Here is a 10,977-nt window from a genome sequence, read left to right as displayed (position 1 = left end):
TCAGGATGACAAAACTGTGTCGTTAAACTTTGTCAAAGTTCTAAACGTGATAATTATTTATCCCAGGACATTTTAAATTTAGCATCTTCCATTCTGTGGCCTTTTTCGTCATCAGAAACAGCATAATTAAAGCCAGATCTAAGGCTGTAACCTGCATGTTCGCCATTTTTATTTAAGGCGATAAAACCAACCTGCAGGTATTCCATGTCTTTGTGGTTTTTGTGTTTGTTGTAAATACGTTCTGTAATTTCTTTACAGGCATCAAAAGGTGATTTTCCCTGACGCATTAATTCGACAACCATTGCACTTCCAGCTGTTCTTATTACAGCTTCGCCCAAACCGGTTGCTGCCGCAGCTCCTACTTCGTTATCCAGAAAAAGACCAGCGCCAATGATTGGGGAGTCACCGACGCGGCCATGCATTTTCCAGGCAGCGCCGCTTGTTGTGCAGCCACCCGCAAGATTACCATCCTGATCTAACATTAACATACTTATGGTATCGTGATTTTCTATATTAATTACTGGTTTGTATTTAGAATCTTCCAGCCACTTTTTCCAGTCTCTTTCTGATTCCGGAGTTAGTAAATTTTCTTCTTTAAATCCTTCTGATAGAGCAAACTGCAATGCGCCTTGTCCGGCAAGCATTACGTGCGGTGTATTTTGTAATACTCTTTTTGCTACAGAAATTGGATGCATAATATTTTGTAAAAAACAAACCGAACCACAATTACTGTTGTGATCCATAATACAGGCATCAAGAGTTACTTTTCCTTCGCGGTCCGGATATCCTCCATAACCAACGCTGCGAACATTTGGATCTGCTTCGGGAATTTTCATTCCGGCTTCAATTGCATCTAAGGCTGATTTTCCGGCTTTTAATTCTTTCCAGGTTTCCTGATTTGCAGGCAAGCCGTGATTCCATGTCGAAATAACAACCGGCTTTTTTACTTTTTTTGAAGGAAATTCTAATACGCCTTCTTTTTCATTTTCTTTCTCTTTCGCAAATCCGCTAAAACCGACAGAACTTACGGCTGCTGCGCCTAAAGCTGCTTTTTTGATAAAGTCTCTTCTATTTGACATGCTGTTTACTTTTAGTTTTATTTAAACACATAGGGACATAGTTTTTGAAACCGAATAAAAAGCGTTTCACTTGCATTAACAAACATAATTATACCGGATGAACTTTGTCAAAGTTTAAAACTTTGACAAAGTTGAATTATCTATATTATGTTTCTATGTATTTAAAAAATATTACTTTAAACTTGCTTTTGTTTCTTTGATTGTCTTTAAATTGCTTTCTGACAATGCATTTCCGTCAAAAAATGAAACACCGGCTGCTCCATTTTCTTTTGCTAACAAAATAGCTTCTTTTAGTTCTTTATCGTTTTTCAATCCCGGAATATAAATTCCTGTATTGATTTTCGTTTTCTTACCTTCTAAATCTGCAGCACCTTGTTTTGTGGCATAACCTACCCAGTCAATTTCTTCATTGTAAAAACTGTGGTAAATCATTGGATATACTTCGTCAATATTCCATTTGTCCCAGCGCTGGCGCACCATATGGTCTGCCATTTCCGGATAAGGAAATACAGCTGCGGTTAATTGTTTGTTGTGTTTGTGCGCAATTGCGTAAGCATCGTTTACAACGGCTTGTATTGCATTTAATCTGAAGTTTTTCCACTCCATATCGATAGAAGTGTTGTGGCTTTCTTTTGGATTTTTATGGTGGATTTTTTCAAATGCTTTTACACATTCGTCACAATAACAAAAATCAAATTGAGGTAATTCTACATCCTGAACTAAGTTGTATTTTGGTAATAAACTAATTGGTAAAAAGATGTCCGGGAAACGAATATAATCTAAATGAACACTTTCGATTCCATCAACTTTTGCCAGTTCTTCAACTAAATGTAAAACATGTTCTCTTGATTCTTTTCTGGTTGGGCATAACCATTGATAATAATCAACATAAGGGCGGTTATCGAAGCAGGATTTACCTTCTTTGCTTACCTGATACCATTCCGGATGCTGTAATGCAACAGAATCTCCGGGTCTGTTCATGGCCATAATCCAGGCGTGAACTTTTAGGCCTTCTTTAGTGGCAAGGGGTACTAATCTTTTTAAAAGTTTAGGATCTGTTGTGGTATTAATTAATACTTCGTCAATACCGCCGTCTTTATATTTTTTGAATTCTTTTGTGTAGTCTGCATCTGATTTTTTGGCGTCTGCGGTTGTCCAGACCCCAAATTTAAATGTGGTTTCTTCTTTTTTGGCACAAGAAAAAATGCTGAATGCCAGTAAAAAAAGTAATAGTTTTGGTAGTTTCATAGTGGTTTACTTTGTTATTATTTTCCCGTCCTGCTTTATAACAAATGTTTGATTTGAAAAAGGACTTTTTACTGAAATATTATATCCTGCAGAATGGTTTTCTAAGATAGGCTTTAAAATTTTATTATCAACACTGATAGTTTCTTTTGTTAGATTCGACAGCGATTTTGCCCAAACTTTATTCTTTTGAAAATACTCTTTTTGAGCTCTGTATAAATTGTAAAGTTCCCATTTTACTTTTTCGTCCTGCGGAATTGTAAAGTTATCTTTTGTTTCTTTAGTAGAAAAATAAACATAACCCCATTTTTCAGGTTCATGCATATTAATTACACCCATTGGCGACCAAACCCAGTTGTACTCTGGCAGAAATTTTCCTTCAGCATCTTTTTTGCGTTCGTATTTACCGTCAACAATTGAATGCTGCCAGTTTACCCTTGAGAAATTGACTCTCCAGAATTTATCTGCAGGCACGTTTTGATCGAAATAAGATGTTTTGTAAGATGCCCACGGAATCGCCATTTCTAAAACCCAGCCCTGATCAATATCGGTTGGATTATTAAGTGTTCCGTGAATTTTAACTGCTGATTTTAAACCCGGAATGTTCCAGTCGTTTAAAACAACATTATCGTTTTCTCTGTAAGGTTTTGATAAGAATAGATCCCAAGCAGTGTTCAAGGCGTTTATTTCTAATTCGTAATAGTTAAAAGTGTCGCTGTCGGGATCTATAAAAACTTCAAAGTCATTGTTGTAAAAAATAATAGTGTCACGTTGCTTTAAATTTGCCCAAACGTGCGGCTCATCAATCTTTGCTAATATATAAAAATTGGTTTCGTCCCACAGCATTTTAACTTTTGTTGCATATTTAGGCTTTACATCATTTTCTATATCTTCAAAAAGATCTGTCCAGTCTGCTTTGCTCCATGAAACGTCAGATTCGTCTCCATCGATTGTGATTGGACTTGTCGTTTTTGCCGCTGTGTATGTTTTAGGAATAATCGTATTTTTTTTTGACTGTGCAAAACCCACAGCCGAAAAAGAAACTAGAACAACTGTTAACCATTGAAATTTTAAACGCATGTTTTTTTCTATAAACTATTATCTTTTGTAAACTGAATCACTTCACTTAATTTACCAAATGCAATGGCTACGGCTGTATCTGCTGCACCATAATAAACAGCCAGTTTATCTTCCTCAGTATCGTGTAAAGCGGCACATGGAAAAACAACGTTAGGCACATCTCCTACCATTTCATAAATCTCTGCTGGCCCTAATAAATAAGGCTGTGTTCTGTATTTTACTTTGTCTGGTGAATCTACATCTAAAAGCGCTGATCCCATTGCATAACGGAAACCATTGCAGGTATTGATAACTCCGTGATAGATCATCAGCCAGCCTTCGTTTGTTAAAATAGGAATTGGTCCAGCTCCTACTTTTGTACACTGCCATGCGCTTTGCTCAAAAGGACTTGGTTTCATTACCAAACGGTGTTCTCCCCAGTATTTCATATCCGGGCTGTAGCTGATCCAGATATCTCCAAAAGGCGTATGTCCATTATCACTTGGACGGCTTAACATCGCGTATTTTCCGTTTATTTTTTGCGGAAATAATACTCCGTTTCTGTTGAATGGTAAAAAGGCATTTTCGCATTGAAAAAACTCTTTAAAATCAAAAGTATATCCAATACCAATTGTTGGTCCATTGTAACCATTACACCAGGTAATCCAGTAACGGTCTTCGATGAAAACCACACGCGGATCGTATTTATAAGCAGATTCAATCATGTCAGTATTACCTGACTGCATTACGATTGGTTCGTGGTTAATGTCCCAATCGATTCCATTTTTACTAAAGCCGGCAAAAATATTCATTTGAACCGCTTTATTATCACATCTGAAAACTCCCGCATAACCATCTCCAAAAGGAACTACAGCACTATTAAAAATACTGTTTGATGATGGTATTGCATATCTGTCGATAATTGGATTTTCAGAATATCTCCACATTACATCGTTACTGTTTTCGGGTCTGTCTTGCCAAGGAATACTGCTCATTTTTTTGTTTTTTATTGTTTTTATTTTTTTGTTTGTCATCCTGACGAAGGAAGGATCACACTAGAAACTCCGCAATCTAAATCGATAATCTTTGTCGAGTTATGTGTGTGATCCTTCCTTCGTCAAGGATGACAAACTCTATCTTTAATCTTTTTTCTTAATCTTCAATTTTTCTAACCTTATCCAACCATGTGAATTTTAATATCGTAGTCGTTACTAAAAACACAATCAAAGCCGTAATTGCTTTTGGATAATCTCTGATGATGAAGAATATCGGAAGTAAAATCATGCTTGACTGCCACACAATTCCTATGGCGCAATTCAGCATATCTCTCCAGAAATCATTATTTTTTTCGAAAGCCAGATCTTCTGCTTTTAATACTTTATAAACCGGGTTCCAGAATCCCCAAGGTCTTACGTTAGTATAAAACGATTTTAAAACTTCCATATCTGTTGGTTTGCTTAAGAACGTTCCTAAAATACATCCTAAAATAGAGAAACCAAATATCAGCGGGAAAAGGTAAATAGCCTGCACTTGTGCTAAATCATATAAAAATGATCCCTCGGTTAAACTTCCTTTGCTTTGACCTAAAACAAATTGCAGAGAAGCTATGATTAATCCGGCGAACATTCCCCAGAAATAACCCCAGCCGTTAAAACGCCACCAAATCCATTTTAGGAAATTCGCTGCTACATAACCTCCGTATAAAGCACTTGTAATCCAAAGCGTTAAGGAATTGATTGAATCTGCAAAGAATCCCATAAAAACTCCTAAACCAACCACTAAAAAAGATGAAATCTGACTTACTTTAATATAATGTTCGTTTGTCGCAACCGGCTTAAAGTATTTTTTATAAATATCGTTTACAATATAGGCCGGTCCAGCATTTACAAACGCTGAAAATCCAGACATGAAAGCGGCTAATAAACCTGCCAGTAAAATTCCTTTAATTCCAACCGGGATATATAAATTTACGACTTTTGGCATTAATAATTCCAGATCGGCTCCTGTTAATCCTGCATTTGCATTTAATTCCGGTGCTAAGTTTACCAAAGCAATTACCACAATTCCTGTGATTAATAAATATCTTGGGATGAACAAAATTAAATTGGTGAAACCGCTCATATACGCCGCTTCTTTTACTGATTTAGTCGAAAGAACTCTTTGTAAATCATAACTCGGCGTTGGTCCGGCAACACTTGCAAAGAAACCTTTGAACAAGGTCATTCCAATAAAGGCACCAAACATTTTATAACCTTCAGAGTCAATTAAGTTATTGAAGGTTTGGAATTTATCGCTCCATTGGGTTTCAAACTGCCAACCGAAGAAAACATTTTTCCATTCTTCGGTAATAACCGAATTAATCTGAATATCAGTATAATTGATAAAAGCATATCCGGCAATTAAAACGCCGGCTATAATCATAATTAAATATTGTACAACCTCTGTAGCCACTACAGAAAACATTCCTCCCTTAACGGTATAAATCGTAGTTAAAAAGATGATGATTAATGCATAAGAACGCTCTGATGTTAATAAAATCAAGTCGCCATAATGAAGCGTTAAATCCCACGGAAGAATAATGGTTACAAATTTTCCGATTCCTTCGAAGAAATAAGCGATGAAACCAATTGTAGAAATAATGGCAAAAATAGCCACAATAATATGCGATGCTTTTCCGGCTCTGTCACTACCAAAACGGGTTAAAATCCATTCAGAACCTGTCATTACTTTTGATCTCCTGATCCAGACTGCAAGGAACATCATAACAAAAATCTGATTCCAGATTGGCCAAAGCCACATGAACATAAAACTTTTTACGCCGTATAGAAAAAGTACCCCAATCATCCAGGAAGTTCCGGAAACATCAAACATTCCAGATCCATTACTTAGACCTAAGAAATACCATTTGATTGTTTTTCCGCCAAGAAAATAATCATCTAATCCTTTTTTTGCTTTTCTTGAAATCCAAATCCCTATACTTACCGAGAGTAAAATATAAGCTACGATTATCGATACGTCAATAATATCCATTAAATTATTTATTAGTTAGGTTAGTTTCGTCTTTTGTCTCTGTTTATTTTTTTACTCCCCAGTTTTTATTTGGCTGTGCCCCCATTACAAAATGTAAAACCCCTCCTTTTAAAATCTGCTGATGTGTGATTGCTGTTTGATTGAATTCAACTCCGTTTAAAACAGCTGACTGTATATAAAAATTTTTGTCTGAAACATTTTCTGCTTCAATTACAAACGTTTTTCCTTTTTCAAGATTAATGGTTGCTTTTTCGAAAATCGGGCTTCCAATTTCGTATTCTCCAGAAGCCGGGTTCATTGGGTATAATCCCATTGAGCTGAAAACATACCAAGCGGACATTTGCCCGCAGTCTTCGTTTCCGCTTAAACCATTTGGTGTTGTATTGTATTGTGTATCTAAAATATGGCGCACCCAATATTGTGTTCTCCAGGGCTGACCTGCGTGGTTGAACATATATGCAATATGATGGCTTGGCTCGTTTCCGTGTGCATACTGCCCAATTAATCCCGAAATATCTGCCGAAACATTGTTTCCTGTAATTTCTGAACTTTCGGTAAACAACTGCTCTAAACGTTTGGTAAAAATTTCATTGCCGCCGTGCAGCGAAATTAAATTATCAACATTTTGTGGTACAAACCAACTATGCTGCCAGGCATTTCCTTCGGTATAATCTGTGTGTTCCCTATGATTGGAATGTTTTGGATCAAAAGGTTCGTTCCATGATTTTCCGTCTTCAGATTTTCCTCTCATAAACCCTGTTTTCGGGTCAAATAAATATTGATAGGCCTGAGAACGTTTTAAGAAAAATTGATAATCGTCATTTTTACCCAAAGCTTTCGCCATTTGTGCGACACACCAATCGTCGTAAGCATATTCCAAAGTAATCGTAACCGATTCGTCTAATAAATTATAAGGTATATATCCGTATTTTTTATAGAAATTTAAACCACGTTCGTCCTGCTTCATGGTAGTTTTCATGGCTTCGAATGCTTTTTCGGCATCAAAACCTTTTATACCTTTCAAATAAGCATCAACAATTACAGGAATGGAGTGATAACCTGTCATTGTGTTCGTTTCGTTCGCATATAAAGTCCAAACTGGTAATATTTTTTTCGTATCGTAATAAGTTAACATTGAGTTTATAATGTCTGAAGTTTTATCTGGAGCCAATAAAGTCAATAAAGGGTTTTCGGCTCTAAAAGTATCCCATAGTGATAAAGTTGAATAAGCAGTATAATCTTTTGCCGTAACAATTTGATCGTCCTCTTTTCTAAACTGTCCATTTTTATCACTATAGGTTACAGGGGCAACTTGTGTGTGATACATCGCAGTATAAAACATTGTTTTTAATGAATCTACCGGTGTTTCAACTTTAATTTTACTTAATTCGTTATTCCAAATCGAAGAGGCTTCTGATTTTATATTGTCAAAAGCTGCATTTTCTCCATCTAAATTTTCTTTGGCATTGGCCGTACTTACAGATGATAACGCTACTTTTATAAATAATTCATCTGAGTTCTTCGGATCAAAAAATAATTGTGCTGATGTATTTGCTGCTTCTGCTTTTTTAGAATTAACTATTTCTTTATCAGCCGTTAAAACTGATTCTGAAATAGGTTTTGAAAACTTAGCCACAAAAAATACTTTTTGGTTTTTTGCCCAGCCTGTACTGTATCGGTAACCGCTTATAGTGTATTGGTCTTCAATTGTAATTCCGGTTTTTAAGGTTTTGTCCCAATTTATGGCAAATCCTAAATCGACAACTACTGATTGTTTGTCATTTTTGGCAAATGTATACTTATGATAAGCTGTTCTTTGTGAAGAAGTTAATTCTACATTGATTTTAGGATCCTTAAGAAAAACCTGGTAAGAACCCGGTGCTGCTTTTTCGTTAACATGACTGTAAAATGATTTATAAGGTGATTGATCTCTTGAAGTTGTTTTTAATGTTAAATCGACTTTTTTGTTTGTCGGCATAAATAAGATGTCTGCCAAATCGCCAATTCCCGTTCCGCTTAAGTGCAAATGACTAAAACCAGACACAATAGAATCTGAATAATGATAGCCTGAACACCAGTCCCAGCTTGAGATTCCGTTATCCGGGCTTACTTGTAACATCCCAAAAGGAACCGTTGCTCCCGGATATGTATGACCGTGTCCGCCAGTCCCAATAAAAGGATCAACGTGATTTACAAAAATATTTTCTTGATTATTATTTTTGTATGATTTTATTTTACAACTTGTAACCAGAATTACAAATAAAGCAGGCACGAGAAATTTCTTCATATAAAACAACCTTAATTTAACTTTAAATTTAAATAAACTGTTTTTTTATTAAAACTTATTTAGACGGATAACACATAAACTTAGATAAACATCAAAAAAAGACAAAAAACATATCATATTATGAATTTCAATTCTAACAAATTATATCGTATCCCATTGTATTATCATGTGGTTTTTTGGCTGACTTATTTCTTATTTAATACTTTTAGATGGGGAAGCTATTTTAATGATTATTGGTATTCGATAAAAACCAATTTACTGGGTTTCCCAATTCACATGACGCTGTGTTATTTGAATATCCTGATTTTTATGCCTTATCTGGTGTACCGAAAAAAGTATGTACTTTATATACTTGCCGTTTTATCAGCCATCTTTATCATGGTACTTATAAAGTTCAATCTTACTTATATGCTAATCACGCATAATGTATGGCCGGAAGGTCCGCAGACAATTGATAAACTAACGCTCAATTACACGATAGATATGATGATGGGAGAGCTTTATGTAATGACTTTTGTGACGGCGATTAAAATCACTTTAGACTTTTTAAAAGAACAAAAAAGAGTTACCGATCTTGAAAAATCACAATTAGAAACAGAACTGCTTTTTCTCAAATCGCAAATCTCACCGCATTTTTTCTTCAATACTTTAAATAATATCTATTCTTTATCTGTAGAAAAATCAAACAAAACACCAAAGATTGTTTTAAAACTTTCAGAATTAATGCGTTATATGCTTTATGATACGCAGGGAAAAAAACAAAGTTTAGAAAACGAGATTCTCTGTATTCAGAATTATCTTGATCTGGAACGAATTAGAAACGACGAACGCCTGGAAGTTAACATGGAAGTTTCCGGGGATATTCACGATAAGGAGATTTCTCCGGTAATTTTATTGACTTTTGTTGAAAATGCCTTTAAACATGGCGTGAACAAAAATACAGGAAAGGTTAGAATCAACATTGACTTTAAAGTAAAAGAAGATTTTCTGCATTTTACAATTTCAAATCCAACGCCAGAAATTACACAACATCAGGATAATTTTAACAAGTCAAGTGGCATAGGGATTGAAAATGTTAAAAAAAGACTGGAATTAGGTTATAATAAAAGTGACTATAAGCTTTCATTTAAAAATAAAAAGAATATTTTTGTTGTAAAGCTTGTTATTAAAGTAACCTAATACAGCTTTTCCTCGTATATAATATAAAGTTTACCTGCTAAATTATTTCGCTCAAATAACATAAGATTATAGAAATGAAAATAAAATGTTTGATTATCGACGATGAACCATTGGCAATCAATGTTATAAAAAACTATTTAGAGCCACTTGAAAATTTTGAGGTAATAGATACTTTCAGTAATCCGATTGAGGGCCTAAACTTTTTGAAAAATAATAGGGTTGATGTTATTTTTCTGGATATTAACATGCCGGTTTTAGACGGAATTAATTTTATAAAAAGTCTTGAAAATCCGCCTTTACTGGTAATTACAAGTGCTTACAGCCAGTTTGCAATTGAGACTTATGAGCTGGACGTTTTAGACTATCTTGTAAAACCAATCGAGTTTCCGAGACTAATGAAAACGCTGAACAAAGTCAGCAAAAGATTGGAAAATAAAACCAATTCTCCACAAGAGAATAACGCAGACAGTCCTTTTATTTTTGTTAAAATCGATAAAAAGAGAATGAAGAAGATTTTCTTCAACGAAATTTTGGTTATCGAAAGCCTGAAAGACTATCTAAAAATAAACACCTTAACAGGGAAATACATCATACACAGCACATTATCTGACTTCACGGATTTACTGCCGGAAAAAAACTTCCTGAGAATTCACCGTTCATACACCATCGCAATTGACAAAATTGACGCTGTTGAAGGAAACAGCATTGAAATTGAAGGACTTAGATACGTTATTGGAAGATCGTATATCGATCATGTAAAACAGAGAATTTTAAATTCTTCAATTTAATCGATTGTCAGTCTGAGCGTAGTCGAAGACCTTTTTTATATAACGAGACCTTTATCAAAATTTGAAATTTTGACAAAGGTTTTTTCGTTTTAGTTGAGGTTTGTCATTTCAGAAATGACATAAAATGCGGAGCTTCTTTGCGCCCTTCGACTTCGCTCAGGGTGACAAAAAATGAGAAAAAAAAACTTTGCTCCCGATAGCTATCGGGATTGCGTAAACCTTAGCGCTCTTTGCGGTAAAAAAAAACTTTGTGGTTAAATCTCAAAAACAAGCATAAAAAAAATGCAGCCAACCACGGCTGCATTTCAAA

General features: G+C 35.0%; 8 protein-coding genes. 2 read left to right on the top strand and 6 right to left on the bottom strand.

The annotated features are described in order from the left end of the window. Positions 1 to 53: 53 nt before the first annotated feature. The 6 genes from LUU93_RS10695 to LUU93_RS10670 form a co-directional block, all read right to left on the bottom strand. Positions 54 to 1,079 carry an isoaspartyl peptidase/L-asparaginase family protein gene (locus tag LUU93_RS10695; protein WP_232681035.1) on the bottom strand — a complete coding sequence of 342 codons (1,026 nt, stop codon included), beginning with the start codon at positions 1,077 to 1,079 and terminating at the stop codon, positions 54 to 56. 171 nt (positions 1,080 to 1,250) lie between these two features. Beyond that, positions 1,251 to 2,327, bottom strand: coding sequence for a putative glycoside hydrolase (locus LUU93_RS10690; RefSeq protein ID WP_232681033.1), 1,077 nt, complete (start codon positions 2,325 to 2,327; stop codon positions 1,251 to 1,253). A gap of 6 nt (positions 2,328 to 2,333) precedes the next feature. Next, positions 2,334 to 3,404, bottom strand: coding sequence for a carbohydrate-binding family 9-like protein (locus LUU93_RS10685; protein WP_232681032.1), 1,071 nt, complete (start codon positions 3,402 to 3,404; stop codon positions 2,334 to 2,336). A gap of 8 nt (positions 3,405 to 3,412) precedes the next feature. Beyond that, positions 3,413 to 4,378 carry a glycoside hydrolase family 130 protein gene (locus LUU93_RS10680; protein ID WP_056203439.1) on the bottom strand — a complete coding sequence of 322 codons (966 nt, stop codon included), beginning with the start codon at positions 4,376 to 4,378 and terminating at the stop codon, positions 3,413 to 3,415. 157 nt (positions 4,379 to 4,535) lie between these two features. Then, on the bottom strand, positions 4,536 to 6,413 hold the full coding sequence (locus LUU93_RS10675; RefSeq protein ID WP_232681029.1) for a sodium:solute symporter family protein: 1,878 nt from the start codon (positions 6,411 to 6,413) through the stop codon (positions 4,536 to 4,538). Between the two features lie 43 nt (positions 6,414 to 6,456). Further along, a complete protein-coding gene (locus LUU93_RS10670; RefSeq protein WP_232681027.1) occupies positions 6,457 to 8,700 on the bottom strand; it encodes a GH92 family glycosyl hydrolase in 2,244 nt (747 codons plus the stop codon). Positions 8,701 to 8,820: 120 nt separating this feature from the next. Here LUU93_RS10670 and LUU93_RS10665 point away from each other — a divergent pair, with 120 nt between their 5' ends. Further along, a complete protein-coding gene (locus LUU93_RS10665) occupies positions 8,821 to 9,879 on the top strand; it encodes a sensor histidine kinase (protein ID WP_232681026.1) in 1,059 nt (352 codons plus the stop codon). Between the two features lie 74 nt (positions 9,880 to 9,953). Continuing rightward, entirely contained in the window at positions 9,954 to 10,667 is a 714-nt protein-coding gene (locus LUU93_RS10660; RefSeq protein WP_232681025.1) for a LytR/AlgR family response regulator transcription factor, read from the top strand. Positions 10,668 to 10,977: the final 310 nt, after the last annotated feature.

Source organism: Flavobacterium soyae, assembly GCF_021245985.1.
Taxonomy (GTDB): domain Bacteria; phylum Bacteroidota; class Bacteroidia; order Flavobacteriales; family Flavobacteriaceae; genus Flavobacterium; species Flavobacterium soyae.
Note: the sequence above shows the minus strand (reverse complement) of the source record. Positions and strands in the feature narration are given on the sequence as shown.

Bases quoted from the DNA above. Each gene is read 5' to 3' on its own strand.
- LUU93_RS10695 (WP_232681035.1), bottom strand. From the start codon at position 1,079: ATGTCAAATAGAAGAGACTTTATCAAAAAAGCAGCTTTAGGCGCAGCA.
- LUU93_RS10690 (WP_232681033.1), bottom strand. From the start codon at position 2,327: ATGAAACTACCAAAACTATTACTTTTTTTACTGGCATTCAGCATTTTT.
- LUU93_RS10685 (WP_232681032.1), bottom strand. From the start codon at position 3,404: ATGCGTTTAAAATTTCAATGGTTAACAGTTGTTCTAGTTTCTTTTTCG.
- LUU93_RS10680 (WP_056203439.1), bottom strand. From the start codon at position 4,378: ATGAGCAGTATTCCTTGGCAAGACAGACCCGAAAACAGTAACGATGTA.
- LUU93_RS10675 (WP_232681029.1), bottom strand. From the start codon at position 6,413: ATGGATATTATTGACGTATCGATAATCGTAGCTTATATTTTACTCTCG.
- LUU93_RS10670 (WP_232681027.1), bottom strand. From the start codon at position 8,700: ATGAAGAAATTTCTCGTGCCTGCTTTATTTGTAATTCTGGTTACAAGT.
- LUU93_RS10665 (WP_232681026.1), top strand. From the start codon at position 8,821: ATGAATTTCAATTCTAACAAATTATATCGTATCCCATTGTATTATCAT.
- LUU93_RS10660 (WP_232681025.1), top strand. From the start codon at position 9,954: ATGAAAATAAAATGTTTGATTATCGACGATGAACCATTGGCAATCAAT.